The organism is Novosphingobium sp., assembly GCF_027531025.1.
In the GTDB taxonomy this organism is placed as follows: Bacteria; Pseudomonadota; Alphaproteobacteria; order Sphingomonadales; family Sphingomonadaceae; genus Novosphingobium.
This window is the reverse complement of record NZ_JAPZQX010000003.1, coordinates 638,509-655,123: the sequence shown is the minus strand read 5'-3', so window position 1 is coordinate 655,123 and position 16,615 is coordinate 638,509. Positions and strand designations below refer to the sequence as shown.

Below are 16,615 nucleotides of genomic sequence, written 5' to 3'. Positions count from 1 at the left end.
CGCAGTCCTCTTGCCCACATGAGCAGAGAGGATTGATCATGCGCCTTGTCGTTTCCGCCGCCGCAGTCTTTGCCATCAGTGTTCCTGCTGCTGCCCAAGCCCCCGATTTCAGCAAGGTTCAGATCAAGACTGAGGTCGTGGCACCGGGCGTTGCCGTGCTGTTCGGCGCAGGTGGGAACATCGGCTTGTCCTATGGCGAGGATGGTTCGGTCCTGATCGACGATCAGTTCGCGCCGCTGACTGACAAGATACTGGCCGCTGTTGCCGGGCTCGGCGCCAAACCGGTCAAGTACCTGGTCAACACCCATTGGCATTTCGACCATACCGGCGGGAACGAGAACCTCGGCAAGGCCGGGGTGACGATCTTCGCCCATGAGAACGTGCGGGTGCGGATGGTGAGCGGAGCGACCGCGGGGGTTGCCGCCGTCCCGCCCGCGTCGCCCGCGACGCTACCCGTCGTCACCTATCAGAACGGGGTCAGCTTCCACCTCAATGGTGACCGGATCGACGCAATCAGCACCCATGGCGGGCACACCGATGGCGACACGGCGCTGTACTGGCGCAAGGCCAATGTCCTCCACACCGGCGACCTGATGATGAACGGGCAGGGCTTCCCCTTCGTCGACACCAATTCGGGCGGCAACGTGCTGCACCTGATCCACACGCTCGATCACCTGATCAAGGTCACCAACCCGCAGACCAAGGTGATCCCCGGCCACGGCCCGGTTGGCACCCAGGCTGATCTGATTGCCTGGCGCGAAATGATCGCCGGGGCAGTGGATCAGATCCGCCAGCGCAAGGCCAAGGGGCAGACGCTGGATGCCGTGCTGCCTGACAATCCGCTGAAGCCGATGGAAAAGGCAAAGGCCTTCATCTCCGCCGATGCCTTTGTGAAAGCGATCTGGATCAGCCTCGATGCCACGGGGCCCAAGCCCCACAAGCATTAGCTTTTCAATACTTCCGCCCGGATTCCCGACACGAGTCCGGGATCGATCGTCAGCCGCTCGGCCTCTTCATCAAGGATCGCGAGGAAGGCCTCGCGTTTGAGCGCAGCGAGGTCGGCAGGATCGAACAGGCTGCCCGTGGGCAGGGCCGAGGCAACCAGGTCAAGCATCCGCTCGGTCCCGTGGAGGCGGCCCCACAGGTAATCGTTCTCGCGATAGGCGCGGCTGAAGAAGGCCCCGAAGTTGTAGAATTCAACCCCGCGCAGGGTCGCGCTGGCGCCGCCGGTGCGGATCGAATTGCAGTCGTCGGGCGATATGCGATCAACCTTGGCCGGATCCAGCTCGTTGATGTTCTCGCCCCCCAGCAAGGGCAGGGTGACCGTGTCGTAGAACGGGAAGCCCAGGTAGGTCAGCAGTACCCGGCGCCGTAGTTCCCTGGGCAGGGGACGCAGCGCCGCCGCCAGGGCCTCGTCCACCGTGCGGTCAAGCGCTACAAGTTCCCGACGCGCGGCGATGGCCGCCAGCACCTGTGCGGGATCGCGGTCGATCTGCCGGGCGATGTCGGGGAAGTCGTCGCCGAGGAAGGCAGCCGATTCCCGCTCGAAGTAGAGGCCCAGCGCCCGATAGACCGCTTCGCGCGCATCCTCGCGCGCCAGCGGATATTGCCGGTCGATATCGTCCCAGTCTTCCGACAGGCGGCGGGCGAGGTGTCGCAGGCGGCGGATGCGATAGCCGAGGTCATGTTCGCGGAAGAAGGCGACGGCCTCGGTGGTTGCGCCACCCTTCAGCGTGGCGAGATGGTCGAGCCCGCAGGTCGCAAGCCAGCCGGTCAGGTGCCGGACAATCGCCTCGCTGCCGCCACGCAGGGCATCGGGTGCGGCCGCCTCGATCGTATCGGCCAGGTCACGCAGGATCGCCCCGAACTTGACCTGGCCATAGCCGTGATAGGCATAACCCGCGCGTTCGGCGGCCGCGGCCTGGGCCTTTTCGCGCCAGGCGGTCAAGTCGCGCAGGCTGCGTTGTTCGAACAGCAGTTTGCGGCCGAACAGGCGTTCGACTTCGGCCTCCACTTCGGGACGCAGCGCCTCGACCATCCGCTTCAGCTCGTTCAACTGATCAGAGCGGCGGGCAATCGCCTCCAGGTTGTCGCGCACCGGCTGCTCGCGCGGGATCGATGAGAGCGAGCCGAAGATCGCGGAGAAAAAGCCCGGCGCGCGCGGATCGGAGCGGCGCATGCCGCCGACCCGATCCGGGTGGGGATCGACATAGACGAAACGCCGATCGACCTCGCGTTGGGCCGGCCTATCGCGCAGCACGCCCATCGCTTCGGCAAATGGCGCGTTGACCAGCACCGACCCGTCGATCAGCGCCACCCCGTCAAGGTCGCCGCGGGCGCTGTGTTCGGGCATGACCCGCCGGAAGAAGGCGGTGCGACTGGACCACTCGACCTGTCGCTCGGCCATCAGGCGATCGAGTTCGGCCAGTTGCAGCGCAGGGAAAGCGCCCGGAAAGCTCGCCGTGGCCCGCGCTGCGAAGACCAGTTCGGGGCAGGGGGCCAGCGGTGCCCCGGCCCTTGACGGCGTGCGGCTGCGGAACCCGATCGACAGGCGGTGCTCGCTTTCCTCTGCTTCGGCCGGGCTGTTCAGCTGCAGCCGCTGGGGAAAGCCCTTGAAATCGGTAGCGGTGACGAACAGGTCGAGCGGGTGGCCGGGCGGCAGCAACGGAGCCTCGGTCTGGCCAGCGGCCATGGCATCGAGCGCCTCGGCCAGCAGGCGGGAAAAGCCGCTGCCCGAGAACGGCGGCTCGAACCACCGCGAGCGAATGAGGCGCGACAGCTTGGTCCGTACCTCGGTCCGGGTTTCGGGGGCGACACTGGTGCTGACCACGTTGCCGGGGCGGGTCAGGATCCACCAGACCAGTGGCATGGCCCAGAACTTCGCATAGCGCCACCATGGCCGAGCGCCCGGGTCGATCAGCACCTCGACATCGGCGCGTTCCAGCCACAGCTCGGTCAAAGGCTCCAGGCTTTGCCCCGAATGGATCGCCTGGGCCAGGAACACGCCGTTGATGCCCCCGGCGCTGGCCCCGGCGACAATATCGGGAAGGACGCGCAGCCGCAGGCGGTGCTGCTGCTCGACCTGCTGGAGCAGCTTGAGGTAGACGCCCTCGACCTTGCCGGGCGCAGCTTCTCTAGCGAGGAAGGCGCGGCTGGCGCGGGCCAGCTTCCACAGTTCCTTGGTAACGCCATGCATGTAGACCGCCAGGCTAACGCCGCCATAGCAGACCAGGGCAATACGAAGCTCTTTCTGGCGCATGGTGGCCTTATAGCCAGAGAAACCTGAACCGCGCCATGCGGCTATTGCCTGATTTGCCCGGACTGGGTTGCGTTCCTGCTTCGTTCCGATTATCGCCGCAGCATGGCCAAACCGAAACGCCGCTATGTCTGCCAGGCCTGTGGCAGCGTCACGCACCGCTGGCAGGGCCAGTGCGCCGATTGTGGCGAATGGAACACCCTGGCTGAGGAAGCCCCCGAAACGGTGTTCTCGCAGAAGCATGACCTGTCTGGCGGTGGCCGCAAGATCGCGTTCGAACCACTCGATGCGCCGGGGCAGCAATTGGTGCGGCGCAGCACCGGCATTGCCGAGTTCGACCGCGCGCTGGGCGGCGGGCTGGTGCCCGGCTCGGCCGTGCTGATGGGCGGCGATCCGGGGATCGGCAAGTCCACCCTGTTGCTGCAGGCCGCGGCCCAGATCGCCCGTAACGGGGGCGAGGTCGTCTACATCAGCGGGGAGGAGGCGGCGGGCCAGGTGCGACTGCGGGCCGAGCGCCTGGGCCTGGCCGATGCGCCGATCCGGCTGGCGGCGGCCACTTCGGTGCGGGACATCTTAACCACGTTGGGCGGCATGGCGCCGCCCGCGCTGCTGGTGATCGATTCGATCCAGACCATGCATTCCGACCAGATCGAGGGCGCGCCGGGTACGGTCAGCCAGGTCCGCGCTTCGGCCTTTGAACTGATCCGCTATGCCAAGGAATGCGGCACGGCGCTGGTGCTGGTGGGGCACGTCACCAAGGACGGTTCGATTGCCGGGCCGCGCGTGCTTGAACACATGGTCGATGTGGTGATGAGCTTCGAGGGCGAGCGGAGCCACCAGTACCGGATCCTGCGCAACCTTAAGAACCGGTTTGGCCCGGTCGATGAGATCGGCGTCTTCGCCATGGCCGGGCAGGGTCTGACCGAAGTGGGCAATCCCTCGCTGCTGTTCCTCTCCGGGCGCGAGAACCCGGTGCCGGGAAGCGCGGTTTTCCCGGCGATGGAAGGTACCCGGCCGGTGCTGGTGGAGATCCAGGCGCTGATCGTGCGGCTGGCGAGCGGGGCTACTCCGCGCCGCGCCGTGGTCGGATGGGACAGCGGCCGGATGGCCATGCTGCTCGCCGTGCTCGAGGCGCGCTGCGGCCTCAATTTCTCCTCGTGCGAGGTCTATCTCAACGTCGCTGGCGGCTATCGCCTGTCCGATCCGGCGGCCGACCTTGCGGTCGCTGCGGCGCTGGTTTCGGCGCTCGCGGACCGCCCCTTGCCGGGCGATGCGGTGTGGTTTGGCGAAGTCTCGCTCGCCGGCGAAGTTCGTCCCGTGGCGCACGGCGCGATCCGGCTGAAGGAATCGGCGAAGCTCGGCTTTGCAAAGGCTTATGGCCCGGGCGATGCGGCAAGCTCGGGTAAAGGATTTAACGAAGTGTCTTTGCTAAGGAATCTCGTTGACCGCGTGATGGGTGGTACCTAGATTTCCGGGCCATGGCCGGCTTTGATATTGCAGTTCTGGTACTCGTTGGCCTGGGTGCAATCACGGGCTTCATGCGCGGTTTCGTGCAGGAGGTGCTGGCGCTGGCGGCCTGGGTAATCTCGCTGTTCGCCATCCACCAGCTGCATACCCCGCTGTCGGAGCAATTGCTGCCCCATATTGGCAGCGAATCCGGGGCCACCGTGCTGGCCTTCGCCCTGTTGCTGCTTGTCCCCTATGCCATCGTCAAACTGGCCGCCAAGCGGATGGGCGAGGCCAGCCGCGAATCCGTGCTTGGTCCGATCGACCGGCTGCTGGGCTTCGGCTTTGGCACGGTAAAGGGCCTGGTGATTTCGGTGCTGGCGTTTTCGGTACTGGTGCTGGGTTATGACACCGTCTGGGGTGCGGGCGGGCGGCCGACCTGGATCACCCAGGCGCGGGCCTATCCTTTCATCAATGCAAGCAGCGCGGCGCTGGTCGATATCATCGCCGAACGCCGCAAGGCGGCTGTCGAGGCAGAGGCCAAGCGGCTTAACGCCGAACGGGGCTGAGCGCCCTTGGCCACAGCCCAGACCCTCTACAACCGCGAGGTGCTCGCCCTGGCCACCAGCCTGGCCCGCTGGCCCCTCGTCGCCGCCTGGCCCGTGCAGGGTGAGGCGCGCTCGGCGCTGTGTGGCAGCCGCGTGGCGCTTGGCCTGGCAGTCGATGGGGCAGGCCGGATCGAGCAGATCGGCTTGCAGGTCCAGGCCTGCGCGATCGGCCAGGCCAGTGCCGCGCTGTTCGCCCAGGCCGCGCAAGGGCGCAATCTGGCCGAAATCGAGGCTGCGCTGACGGCACTGACCACCTGGCTTGAGCATGGCGGTAACCTGCCTGATTGGCCCGGCCTTGGCGCGATCGCAGCTGCGCGCGACTATCCGGCGCGGCACGGCGCGGTCATGCTTGCCTGGCAGGCGGCGCGCGATGCGCTTTTCACGGCGGCAAAGCCCGGCTAGAGCGCAGTTGAAACACCAGTATAACACCACAACAAAGTACAGACAGGGGAAGCCATGGCGACGAAGCCGCACCACCACGAACCCTCCGCTTCGGAAATGCGCCTGGTCATCGGGGCCAGTTCGGCCGGAACCGTGTTCGAATGGTATGATTTCTTCATCTATGCGGCGCTGGGCAGCATCCTGTCCAAGACGTTCTTTCCCACCGGCAATGCGACGCTGGAAATGCTGCTGTTCTGGCTGGTTTTTGCGGTCGGATTCGGGTTCCGCCCGCTGGGAGCCGTGTTTTTCGGTTATCTGGGTGACAAGCTGGGGCGCAAGTACACCTTCCTGGTCACGGTGACGCTGATGGGGGTCGCGACGGCCGGCGTCGGTCTGATCCCGGCGGCCGAACAGATCGGTTTCTGGGCCCCGGCGCTGGTGATCCTGATGCGGATTCTTCAAGGTCTGGCACTGGGTGGGGAGTATGGCGGCGCCGCGATCTATGTCGCTGAACATTCCGCCTTCGAAAAGCGCGGCTTCTACACCAGCTTCATCCAGGCCAGCGTGGTCGGTGGCTTTGTGCTCAGCCTGATCGTGGTACTCGGCTGCAAGGCGATGATGAGCCCAGAAACCTGGAACGCCTGGGGCTGGCGTGTGCCCTTCCTGCTCAGCATCATCCTGCTGGCGATTTCGCTGTGGATGCGCGTGAAGCTGTCGGAGAGCCCGGTGTTCAAGGCGATGAAGGAAGAGGGCGAGATTGCCGGCAATCCCTTCGTCGAGAGCTTCACCTATCCTGGCAACAAGAAGCGGATCTTCATTGCCCTGTTCGGCATTGCGGCGGGCCTGACGGTGATCTGGTACACGGCGATGTTCTCGGGCCTGGGCTTCCTGCAGAATTCCATGCATATCGAGACGACCACTGCCGAGATCATCGTCGGCATCTCCGCGCTGATCGGGATGGGGTTCTATATCTACTTCGGCAAGCTGTCCGACCGGATCGGTCGCAAGAAGCCGATCGTGATCGGCTATGCGCTGACCCTGCTGCTGCTGTTCCCGACCTTCTGGTTCATCGGTTCTGTCGCCAAGAATCCGGCGCAGAGCTCGGCGATCGAATGGACCATTCGCGGGCCGGACTGCACCTATGATCCCTTTGCCACCAAGCAGAAGACCGAGTGCGGCAAGCTGATGGGCGATTTCGCCGGCGCCGGAGTGAGCTATACGCTGGCGGCCGGTGACAAGCTGGAACTCGTCATGGGCGGTAGCCAGGTCGTCGCGCTCGACGGGCTGAACTGGGATGATGCCAAGGCTCGCAAGGCCGAGATCGAGGCGCGCGTCGGCAAGACCGTGTTCAACTTCGAAAAGCACAAGCCCAGCCTGGGCCAGTCGGCGCTGATCATTGCGGCCTTGCTGGTGCTGATGGCGCTGTCGGCCGCAACCTATGGCCCGGTGGCGGCGCTGCTGGCGGAAATGTTTCCGCCCAAGGTGCGTTACAGCTCGATGTCGATCCCCTATCACATCGGTACGGGTTACTTCGGAGGGTTCCTGCCGTTCATCGCGGGCTATATCGTGGCCCGCACCGGTGATCCCTATTCGGGGCTGTGGTACACCTGGTTCGTCGTGCTGATGGCGATGATCGTGGCCTGGTGGGGTCTGCCGAACGGAAAGCCGCGCGATTTCGCCGACGATGCTGCTTGAGGCTCCGCCCGCCACCCTGCGCCTTGCGATCGACCGGGAAGCGCTGGCCGCCAACTGGCGGGCGCTTGACCGGCTGTCCGGCCAAGCCAGCGCCGGTGCGGCGCTAAAGGCCGATGCCTATGGCGTCGGCGTCGATGTTGCGGCGCCGGTTCTGCGCGAGGACGGGTGCGCGGACTTTTTCGTGGCCCATTGGCAGGAAGTTCCTGCGCTGCTTCGCCATGTCCCGCCCCCCAGCATTGCGGTGTTGCACGGTCCGGTTACGGCGGAAGAGGCTGCGTTTGCCTGTTCCAGTGGCGTGCGGCCGGTGATCAACAGCCTGGCCCAGGCCCGCCGCTGGCTGGAGGCCGGGGGCGGCCTGTGCGATCTGATGGTCGATACCGGGATCAACCGGCTTGGCCTGGCGCTGAGTGACCTGGCCGACCCTGCCATTGCTGCGCTCGACATCGATGTGCTGCATTCGCACCTTGCCTCTGCCGAGGAAGAGGTCCCGAGTAACGCCCTGCAGCTTGAGCGCTGGAACGCGGCGCGGCGTGCAGTGCGGCACCGCCGGGCCAGCCTGGCCAACAGCGCAGGGATCGCGCTGGGTCCGGGCTATCATGGCGATCTGACCCGACCGGGGCTGTCGCTCTATGGCGGTGTGCCCTGCGCGGCGCTCGAACCCCACATCCGGCAGGTCGTCAAGCCCGAGGCCGCGCTGATCCAGGTGCGGGAAATCGCGGCGGGCGAAGGGGTGGGCTACAATGCCACTTTTGTTGCGCCGCGAGCGATGCGCGCGGGCGTGGTCAGCCTGGGTTATGCCGATGGCTATCTGCGCGCCTGGTCGGGCAAGGGCGTGTTGCGCGCCAGCGGTCGCGCCCTGCCTGTGCTGGGCCGGGTTTCGATGGACATGACCGTGATTGACCTGACCGGGGCGGATGATCTGGGCGAGGGCGATTGGCTGCAGGTCGATTATCATCTACCTACGGCAGCAGCCGTTTCCGGCCTGTCGCAATACGAGTTGCTGACCCTGCTAGGCCGTCGTTTCCAGCGCTGATTGCTGCGCAGCAACAGGGATGTTGCAATTGCGATGTTGCGGGTGCTAACACGGCGTGTCGTAACGGCAGCTTGGGGGCAATATGGCGCAGGCCAAGGGTGATACCGTCATCATCAAGAAGTACGCGAACCGGCGGCTCTACAACACCCAGTCCTCCAGCTACATCACACTGGAACACCTGGCGAAGATGACCCGCGAAGGGGTGGACTTCAAGGTGCTCGACGCCAAGACCGGGGCGGACATCACCCACCAGATCCTTACGCAAATCATCATGGAAGAGGAAAGCGCGGGCGGTGAACAGATGCTCCCCGTCAACTTCCTGCGCCAGCTGATCGCGATGTACGGCAATTCGATGCAGAGCCTGGTCCCGCACTATCTCGAAGCCTCGATGGATAACTTCCGCTCCAACCAGCAGAAGCTGCGCGAGGCCTTCGAAGCCAGCCTCGGCAACAACCCCCTGGCCAAGCTGGCCCAGCGCAACCTCGAAATGTTCAAGGCGGCGGCCTCGGCCTTCGTGCCAGGCCTAAATGATGGCAAGGGGTCGTCCGGCGGCGCGAGCAAGGATGACGAGATTGCTCAACTGCGCGCTCAGATGGCCGAAATGCAGAAGAAGCTGGACGAACTGAGCAAGTAAGGCAGTCCGTCACACCGCTTGCCCGCAAGGGGGCGCTCGGCTATCGCGCGCGGCCATGAACACGCCCAAGATCAAGCACGCGCTGTCCGTCACCCGCGCCGACGATTTCGCCCAATGGTACCAGGAAGTCATCTCCGAGGCGGAGATGGCCGAGGAAAGCGGCGTGCGCGGCTGCATGGTCATCAAGCCGTGGGGCTATGGCATCTGGGAACGCATCCAGCACCTGGTGGACGCCCGGATCAAGGCCGCAGGCGTGCAGAATTGCTACTTCCCGCTGTTTATCCCGCTGTCCTACTTTGCTAAGGAAGCCGAACACGTTGACGGCTTCGCCAAGGAAATGGCGGTCGTCACCCATCACCGCCTGATCCAGGATGGCAAGGGTGGGCTGGTGCCCGATCCTGAGGCCAAGCTGGAAGAACCGCTGATCGTGCGCCCCACTTCGGAAACGGTGATCGGCCAGGCGATGAGCCGCTGGGTCCAGTCGTGGCGGGACCTGCCGCTGCTGACCAACCAGTGGGCTAACGTGGTGCGCTGGGAAATGCGCACCCGCATGTTCCTGCGCACCAGCGAATTCCTCTGGCAGGAAGGGCACACGGCCCACGCCGACCGCGATGACGCGATGGCCGAAACGTTGCGCGCGCTGGAAATGTACCGCAGCCACGCCGAAGACGATCTCGCCATGCCGGTGATCGCGGGTGAGAAGCCCGAGAACGAGCGCTTCCCCGGTGCCGTGGCGACCTATTCGATCGAAGCCATGATGCAGGATGGCAAGGCGCTGCAGGCCGGCACCTCGCACTATCTCGGCACCGGTTTCGCCGAGGCGGCGGGGATCAAGTATCAGGACAAGGAAGGCGGGCAGCAGCTGTGCCACACCACGTCCTGGGGCGTCTCCACCCGCCTGATCGGCGGCGTGATCATGACGCACGGCGATGACGATGGCCTGCGCGTGCCGCCGCGCATCGCCCCGCACCAGGTGGTGATCCTGCCGATGCTGCGCGATGACGATGGCGACGAAGCCTTGCTGGCCTATTGCGAGGATCTGCGCGCCGCGCTTGCCAGCCAGTGGGCCCTGGGCGAGCCGATCCGCGTCCTCTTGGACAAGCGCGCGGGCAAGGCCACGGCCAAGCGCTGGGGTTGGGTCAAGAAGGGCGTGCCGCTGATCCTCGAAATCGGCGGGCGCGATGCTGCCGGCGGACAGGTTTCCGCCGTGCGCCGTGACCGGCTCTACCGCGAGGATGGCAAGGTCAACTTCGTCGGCCAGTCGCGCGAGGACTTCCTCGCTGCAGCGGCGGCAGAACTGGAAGACATCCAGCGCGAACTCCACGCCGAGGCGACCGCGCGGCGCGATGCCCAGATCCATCGCGGGGTCACCGACCTTGCCGGGCTGGAAGCCTTCTTCAGTGCCGACCAGCGCTATCCGGGCTGGGTCGAAGTGGTCTGGTCGCGGCCGACCGGCGAAGCGCTCGAAGCCGTGGTGGCCAAGCTCAAGGCGCTGAAGCTGACGATCCGCAACACGCCGATGGGCGGCGAACCGGTGTCCGGCACCTGCCTGTTCACCGGGCAGCCGGCGGTCGAGCGGATCTACGTCGCGCGGGCCTACTGACTTGGCGCGATCGCCCAAGCCTCAGCCCGGGCTGCTTACCAAGCAGCAGATCCTCAATTTCATCGCGAGCAGCGCCGAACCTGCCGGCAAACGTGAAATCGCGCGCGCCTTTGGCCTGAAGGGGCAGGAGAAGATCCAGCTCAAGGCCTTGCTCAAGGACATGGCCGAGGAAGGCCTGATCGACGGCAACCGCACCGCTTTCCACCGCATGGGCGGCGTCGCCAAGGTGACCGTGCTGCGCGTCGTCGGCACGGAGGATGGCGAGGCGTTGGCCGTGCCGGACAGCTGGCAGCCCGATGATGCCACGCCGCCACCCAGGCTGCGCCTGATCGAACGCGGGGCGGACCGGCGCTCGGCCCAGGCCGCGTTGCGGGTCGGCGATCGGGTGCTGGCCCGGACCAAAGAAACCGCCACTGGGTGGATCGCCCACCCGATGAAGAAGCTGCCCGCCCGCACCGAACAGGTGATGGGCGTGGTGGAAATCGATGGCGCGGGCAAGGGCTGGCTCGCTCCCGTGGACAAGCGCGAACGCCATTCGCAGCCGATCTCGGACCTGGGTGGAGCGGAGGCCGGGCAGCTCGTGCTGGCCGAACCCGCCGGTCGCAGCCCGCGCTCAGGCGTCAAAGTCACCGAAGTTCTCGGTGATCCGCTGGCGCCCAAGGCCTTCAGCCTGATCGCGATCCACAAGCATGGCATCCCCTTTGCCTTTGCTCCCGAAGTCCTGGAGGAAGCGCAGCGCGCCGCCAAGCTGCCGCTCAGCGCGGAGCGCCGCGAAGACCTGCGCCACCTGCCGATCGTGGCGATCGATCCCAGCGATGCGCGCGACCACGACGATGCCATCTGGGCCGAGCCGGACGGGGAAGGGGGCTTTCGTGCCCTCGTCGCCATTGCCGATGTCAGCTTTTACGTCCGCCCCGGTGGTGCACTCGATCGCTCGGCCCGCCAGCGCGGCAACTCGGTCTATTTCCCTGACCGCGTCGTGCCGATGCTGCCGGAGGTGCTCAGCGCCGATGTCTGCTCGCTGCGTGCGGGCGAAGATCGCGCGGCCATGGCCTGCCACCTGACTATCGCCGCCAATGGCAAGGTCACCGACTCGCGCTTTACCCGCGCCATCGTGCGGATCGATGAAGTGATCGCCTATGAAGAGGCGCAGCGCCGGATCGATGCGGGCGAGGCCGCGCCGCACCTTGCCAACCTGTGGGAGGCCTGGCGCGCGCTGGAACGGGCGCGGACCGACCGCGATCCGCTCGATCTCGATCTGCCGGAACGGCGGGTCAAGCTGGACGAGGCGGGCCGGATCACTGAGATCGCCCTGCGCGAACGGCTCGATGCGCACCGCGTGGTCGAGGATTTCATGATCGCCGCCAACGTGGCCGCGGCCAAGGCGCTGGAAAGCAAGGTGGCGCCGATCGTCTACCGCATCCATGAGCCGCCGAACCGCGAAAAGCTGGTGGCGCTGAAGGACTATCTCTCCACTTTCGATCGCAAGCTGTCGCTGGGCCAGGTGATCACGCCGGGCCTGTTCAACCGCCTGCTGAAAGACGTGGCGGACGAGGCCGAGAAGGGCCTGATCATGGAAGCCGTGCTGCGCAGCCAGACCCAGGCCTATTATGGGCCGCGCAACGCCGGGCACTTTGGCCTGGCGCTGGGCTCCTATGCGCACTTCACCTCGCCGATTCGGCGTTATGCCGACCTGCTGGTCCATCGCGCGCTGGTTGATGGCTTTGGCCTTGAGCAGCCCGAGCCGAAGGGCGATATTCCGCCGCGCTCCGGCCTGTCGGACCGGGATCGCAGCGACCTGTCCCGGATCAGCGACGCGATCAGCGCGGCCGAACGCCGGGCGATGGAGGCCGAGCGCGAGACGATCGACCGATATGTCGCCGCCTGGCTTTCCGCGCGGGTGGGTGAGGTCTTCGAATGCCGCGTTACCGGCGTGCAGAAGTTCGGCTTGTTCGCGACGATCCTCGGGCTGGGCGGGGACGGGCTGGTGCCGGTTTCAACCCTGGGTGACGAGCGGTTCCACTATGACGATCGCGCGCAGGTGCTGGTCGGTGACAGCGGCCAGACCCGCTTTGCCATGGGCGACCGCCTGCGGCTGCGTCTGGCCGAGGCCAATCCGCTCACCGGGGCGCTGAAGTTCGAGCCGGAGGATCATGTCGGCGCGCCGATCGAGCCGCGCGGACGGCCCATGCAGATACCGCTCAAGAAGCGGGGCAAGCACCTGTTCGGCCAGCGCGGTCGGCCGGGCAACATCCGGCATCAGGGCCGCGGCAAGAAGCGCTAGCCCAGACGGGCTAGATCGTCTTCGCTCAGGTTGCCGGGGATCACATAGACCGGGCAGGGCAATTGCCCGGCCATGCCGACAAAGTGGCTGACCAGCGGGCCAGGGCCACCATTGGCGGCGGCGCCCAGCACCAGCACCGAAATCTCGGGATGTTCCGCCAGGTAGTCGCGGATCACGGCGATGCCTTCGCCCTGGCGCACGGCGATGGTCGGCGGGGTGGGGCTATCGCCCATCACTTCGCCCGCCGCGCTGGTCACCAGCGCTTCGGCGCGGGTCCGCGCTTCCTCTTCGATGGTCGCCTGGATTCCGCCAAAGGCCACGAATTGCTGGCGCGGCACCAGGGCGAGCAAGTGCACGGCGCCACCGGTGCGCGCGGCGCGGCGCGCGGCGAACCGCAGGGCGACAGTCGCCTCGTCGGTCTCGTCCATGATTACCAGATAGACCCGCATCGCTCTGCCCCTTCTACGGGCAACATATCCGTTACAATCGTATTCCGCGCAAGAACCTTGCCCTTGGCAGGCAATTTGGCCAGAGACGTAGGGTAAATCCACCCCAGCAGGAATCACGCGCGCGATGCCGATCGAGATCAAGATGCCCGCCCTCTCGCCCACCATGGAAGAGGGCACTCTGGCCAAATGGCTGGTCAAGGTGGGGGACAAGGTTTCCTCCGGTGACATCATGGCCGAGATCGAGACCGACAAGGCCACCATGGAATTCGAAGCCGTCGACGAAGGTACCATCGTGGCCATCGCCGTGCCCGAAGGGGCCGAGGGCGTGAAGGTCGGCACGGTAATCGCCACGCTGGCCGGGGATGACGAGGCGGCCCCTGCGCCCGCTCCGGTGCCAAAGGCTGCAGCTCCCGCTCCTAAGGCAGAAGCCGCACCTGCCCCGGTGGCCGCGCCTGCCGCTCCGGCTGTGGTTGCGCCCAGGGCTGCTGGCGAAGATCGCGTGATCGCCTCGCCGCTGGCCAAGCGCATGGCCGGGCAACTGGGCGTCGATCTGGGCAAGCTGTCGGGCAGCGGGCCCAATGGGCGGATCGTCAAGGCCGATGTCGAAGCGGCGGCGGGTGGTGTGGTCACGCCGGTTGCCGCACCCGCAGCGCCAGCAGCGGCGCCCGTTGCCACTGCTCCGGCTGCCGTGCCGGACTTTGGCATCCCCTACGAAGCCGAAAAGCTCAACAATGTCCGCAAGACCATCGCGCGCCGCCTGACCGAGGCCAAGCAGACGATCCCGCACATCTACCTGACGGTCGACGTGCGGCTTGATGCCCTGCTCAAGCTGCGCGGTGACCTCAACAAGGCGCTCGAAGCCCAGGGCGTGAAGCTCTCGGTCAATGACCTGGTGATCAAGGCCCTGGCCAAGGCGCTGGAAATCGTGCCGAAGTGCAATGTCAGCTTCGCCGGGGATGAGCTGCGCAAGTATTCGCGCTCGGACATCTCGGTTGCCGTGGCCGCGCCGTCGGGCCTGATCACGCCGATCATCGTCGATGCCGGCAACAAGACCGTGTCGCAGATCTCCAGGGAAATGACCGCGCTCGCCGCCAAGGCGCGCGAGGGCAAGCTGCAGCCGCACGAGTACCAGGGCGGCACTGCCAGCCTTTCCAACCTCGGGATGTACGGGATCAAGCAGTTCGATGCCGTGATCAACCCGCCCCAGGCAATGATCATGGCGGTCGGCGCTGGGGAAAAGCGGCCCTTCGTGGTCGACGATGCCCTGGCCGTGGCCACGGTGATGAGCGCCACCGGCAGCTTCGATCACCGCGCGATCGACGGTGCGGATGGTGCCGCGTTGATGCAGGCTTTCAAGAACCTGATCGAAAACCCGCTGGGGCTGGTGGCGTAACATGGCTGACCAGTACGACGTTATCGTCCTCGGTTCCGGCCCCGGCGGCTATGTCGCGGCGATCCGCTGCGCTCAGCTTGGCCTGAAGACCGCCATTGTCGAGCGGGAGAACCTCGGCGGGATCTGCCTCAACTGGGGCTGCATCCCCACCAAGGCGCTGCTGCGTTCGGCCGAAGTGCTGCACAACATGAAGCACGCGGCCGCCTATGGTCTGGCCGCAGACAATATCCGCGCCGACCTGGAAGCCGTCGTCAAGCGCAGCCGGGGCGTGGCCAAGCAACTCAACCAGGGCGTCACCCACCTGATGAAGAAGAACAAGATCGCGGTCCACATGGGCACCGGGGTCTTGAAAGGTGCGGGGAAGCTGGAAGTCACCAGTGACAAGGGCACTGAGACGCTCACCGCCAAGCACATCATCGTCGCCACCGGCGCCCGCGCCCGCGACCTGCCCTTTGCCCCGGCGGACGGCAAGCGCGTCTGGACCTATCGCCACGCGATGGTGCCGCAGGAACTGCCGAGCAAGCTGCTGGTAATTGGCTCTGGCGCGATCGGGATCGAATTCTCCAGCTTCTACAATGATATGGGCAGCGAAGTTACGGTTGTCGAGATGATGGACCGGATCGTCCCGGTTGAGGATGCTGACGTCTCCGCCTTCCTCGAGAAGGCGCTGGTCAAGCAGGGCATGACGATCATGACCGGGGCGGGGGTCGAGAAGATCGACGTCACGGCCTCAGGCGTGAAGGCCGCGATCAAGGGCAAGGATGGAAAGGTCGTCACCAGCGATTTCAGCCATGTGATCGTGGCGGTCGGAATCGTGCCAAATACTGAGAATATTGGCTTGGAAACCCTTGGAATCAAGGCTGAACGCGGGATCATCGCGATCGACGACTATGGCCGCACCAATGTGCCGGGCGTATGGGCGATCGGTGACGTCACCCCCGGCCCGTGGCTGGCGCACAAGGCCAGCCATGAAGGCGTTATCGCGGCCGAAAGCATCGCCAGGGAACTGGGCAACAAGGAGGTCCACCCCCACGCGATGGACCGCCGCAACATCCCGGGCTGCACCTATTGCCACCCGCAGGTTGCCTCGGTCGGCCTGACCGAGGCCAAGGCCAAGGAAGCGGGCTACACGGTCAAGGCTGGCACTTTCCCGTTCATCGGCAATGGCAAGGCGATCGCCCTGGGTGAGCCGGAAGGCTTCATCAAGACCGTGTTCGATGCGAAGACGGGCGAATTGCTGGGTGCGCACATGGTCGGCGCGGAAGTGACCGAGCTGATCCAGGGCTATGTCGTGGGCAAGACGCTGGAGACGACCGAGGCCGAACTGATGGCCACGGTCTTCCCGCATCCGACGCTTAGCGAGATGATGCACGAAAGCGTGCTGGCCGCTTACGGGCGCGCGCTGCACATCTGACGCGCTCATGCATCTCAACCACGCGCCAGACGCTCCGGCGGCCGATCTGATCACCTTCGAGGATTTCCTCAGGGTCGATATCCGGGTCGGCCGGATCGTCGCGGCCGAGGCCTTTCCCGAGGCGCGCAAGCCGGCCTTCAAGCTGACCATCGATTTCGGCCCTGTTATCGGCCTGCGCCGGTCATCAGCCCAGATTACCGAGCATTACACGCTGGAAGACCTGCCCGGCCGCCTTGTCGCCGCCGTGATCAACTTCCCGCCGCGCCAGATCGGCAAGTTCATGTCCGAAGTGCTGACCCTGGGTTTCCCGGATGAAGCGGGCGCGGTGGTCCTCTTCGCGCCAGACCAGGACGTGCCGCTGGGTGGTCGACTGTTCTGAGCCGGCGCTGTCGGGGTGGCGGACAGGGTGGGATAGGCCT

The 16,615-nt window shown here is 65.7% G+C and carries 14 protein-coding genes; 12 read left to right on the top strand and 2 right to left on the bottom strand.

Annotation, left to right across the window (positions count from 1 at the left end):
* Positions 1-38: 38 nt before the first annotated feature.
* The gene (locus O9281_RS06215; protein WP_298183794.1) at positions 39-947 is read left to right on the top strand and encodes an MBL fold metallo-hydrolase; all 909 of its coding nucleotides are present in this window, start codon (positions 39-41) and stop codon (positions 945-947) included.
* On the opposite strand, the gene O9281_RS06210 is transcribed toward O9281_RS06215, so the two are convergent.
* Entirely contained in the window at positions 944-3,259 is a 2,316-nt protein-coding gene (locus O9281_RS06210) for a patatin-like protein (protein WP_298183792.1), read from the bottom strand. The two genes, O9281_RS06215 and O9281_RS06210, sit on opposite strands and share 4 nt — an antisense overlap.
* Positions 3,260-3,361: 102 nt before the next feature.
* Between O9281_RS06210 and radA the strand changes: the two genes are divergently transcribed.
* The 8 genes from radA to O9281_RS06170 all read left to right on the top strand — a co-directional run bounded on the left by radA (position 3,362) and on the right by O9281_RS06170 (position 12,940).
* A complete protein-coding gene (radA, locus tag O9281_RS06205) occupies positions 3,362-4,723 on the top strand; it encodes a DNA repair protein RadA (RefSeq protein ID WP_298183791.1) in 1,362 nt (453 codons plus the stop codon).
* An 11-nt stretch (positions 4,724-4,734) separates the two neighbouring features.
* Entirely contained in the window at positions 4,735-5,271 is a 537-nt protein-coding gene (locus tag O9281_RS06200; protein WP_298183790.1) for a CvpA family protein, read from the top strand.
* Positions 5,272-5,277: 6 nt separating this feature from the next.
* Entirely contained in the window at positions 5,278-5,712 is a 435-nt protein-coding gene (locus tag O9281_RS06195; RefSeq protein WP_298183789.1) for an iron-sulfur cluster assembly scaffold protein, read from the top strand.
* A 54-nt stretch (positions 5,713-5,766) separates the two neighbouring features.
* Positions 5,767-7,386: an MFS transporter gene (locus tag O9281_RS06190; RefSeq protein ID WP_298183788.1), complete on the top strand. Its 1,620-nt coding sequence runs from the start codon at positions 5,767-5,769 to the stop codon at positions 7,384-7,386.
* Positions 7,376-8,419 (top strand): alanine racemase, encoded by a 1,044-nt coding sequence (locus tag O9281_RS06185; RefSeq protein WP_298183787.1) that lies wholly within the window; start codon positions 7,376-7,378, stop codon positions 8,417-8,419. The genes O9281_RS06190 and O9281_RS06185 overlap by 11 nt, the downstream gene beginning before the upstream one ends.
* Positions 8,420-8,501: 82 nt before the next feature.
* Positions 8,502-9,053 carry a polyhydroxyalkanoate synthesis repressor PhaR gene (gene phaR, locus O9281_RS06180; protein ID WP_298183786.1) on the top strand — a complete coding sequence of 184 codons (552 nt, stop codon included), beginning with the start codon at positions 8,502-8,504 and terminating at the stop codon, positions 9,051-9,053.
* 55 nt (positions 9,054-9,108) lie between these two features.
* Entirely contained in the window at positions 9,109-10,656 is a 1,548-nt protein-coding gene (locus tag O9281_RS06175) for an aminoacyl--tRNA ligase-related protein (RefSeq protein WP_298183784.1), read from the top strand.
* A 1-nt stretch (position 10,657) separates the two neighbouring features.
* A complete protein-coding gene (locus O9281_RS06170; RefSeq protein WP_298183782.1) occupies positions 10,658-12,940 on the top strand; it encodes a ribonuclease R family protein in 2,283 nt (760 codons plus the stop codon).
* Here O9281_RS06170 and O9281_RS06165 read toward each other — a convergent pair.
* Positions 12,937-13,389 (bottom strand): universal stress protein, encoded by a 453-nt coding sequence (locus O9281_RS06165; protein ID WP_298183780.1) that lies wholly within the window; start codon positions 13,387-13,389, stop codon positions 12,937-12,939. The genes O9281_RS06170 and O9281_RS06165 overlap by 4 nt on opposite strands.
* Positions 13,390-13,513: 124 nt before the next feature.
* Between O9281_RS06165 and O9281_RS06160 the strand changes: the two genes are divergently transcribed.
* Genes O9281_RS06160 through O9281_RS06150 form a run of 3 tightly spaced genes read left to right on the top strand, consistent with a single transcriptional unit; the run spans position 13,514 to position 16,575 of the window.
* A complete protein-coding gene (locus O9281_RS06160) occupies positions 13,514-14,782 on the top strand; it encodes a pyruvate dehydrogenase complex dihydrolipoamide acetyltransferase (protein ID WP_298183778.1) in 1,269 nt (422 codons plus the stop codon).
* Position 14,783: 1 nt separating this feature from the next.
* Positions 14,784-16,196 (top strand): dihydrolipoyl dehydrogenase, encoded by a 1,413-nt coding sequence (gene lpdA, locus O9281_RS06155; protein ID WP_298183777.1) that lies wholly within the window; start codon positions 14,784-14,786, stop codon positions 16,194-16,196.
* A gap of 7 nt (positions 16,197-16,203) precedes the next feature.
* The gene (locus tag O9281_RS06150) at positions 16,204-16,575 is read left to right on the top strand and encodes a tRNA-binding protein (RefSeq protein ID WP_298183776.1); all 372 of its coding nucleotides are present in this window, start codon (positions 16,204-16,206) and stop codon (positions 16,573-16,575) included.
* The last annotated feature ends 40 nt before the right edge of the window (positions 16,576-16,615 follow it).

Coding starts and splice junctions, on each gene's coding strand:
- O9281_RS06215 (WP_298183794.1), top strand. CDS start 39: ATGCGCCTTGTCGTTTCCGCCGCCGCAGTCTTTGCCATCAGTGTTCCT.
- O9281_RS06210 (WP_298183792.1), bottom strand. CDS start 3,259: ATGCGCCAGAAAGAGCTTCGTATTGCCCTGGTCTGCTATGGCGGCGTT.
- radA (WP_298183791.1), top strand. CDS start 3,362: ATGGCCAAACCGAAACGCCGCTATGTCTGCCAGGCCTGTGGCAGCGTC.
- O9281_RS06200 (WP_298183790.1), top strand. CDS start 4,735: ATGGCCGGCTTTGATATTGCAGTTCTGGTACTCGTTGGCCTGGGTGCA.
- O9281_RS06190 (WP_298183788.1), top strand. CDS start 5,767: ATGGCGACGAAGCCGCACCACCACGAACCCTCCGCTTCGGAAATGCGC.
- O9281_RS06185 (WP_298183787.1), top strand. CDS start 7,376: ATGCTGCTTGAGGCTCCGCCCGCCACCCTGCGCCTTGCGATCGACCGG.
- phaR (WP_298183786.1), top strand. CDS start 8,502: ATGGCGCAGGCCAAGGGTGATACCGTCATCATCAAGAAGTACGCGAAC.
- O9281_RS06175 (WP_298183784.1), top strand. CDS start 9,109: ATGAACACGCCCAAGATCAAGCACGCGCTGTCCGTCACCCGCGCCGAC.
- O9281_RS06165 (WP_298183780.1), bottom strand. CDS start 13,389: ATGCGGGTCTATCTGGTAATCATGGACGAGACCGACGAGGCGACTGTC.
- O9281_RS06160 (WP_298183778.1), top strand. CDS start 13,514: ATGCCGATCGAGATCAAGATGCCCGCCCTCTCGCCCACCATGGAAGAG.
- lpdA (WP_298183777.1), top strand. CDS start 14,784: ATGGCTGACCAGTACGACGTTATCGTCCTCGGTTCCGGCCCCGGCGGC.
- O9281_RS06150 (WP_298183776.1), top strand. CDS start 16,204: ATGCATCTCAACCACGCGCCAGACGCTCCGGCGGCCGATCTGATCACC.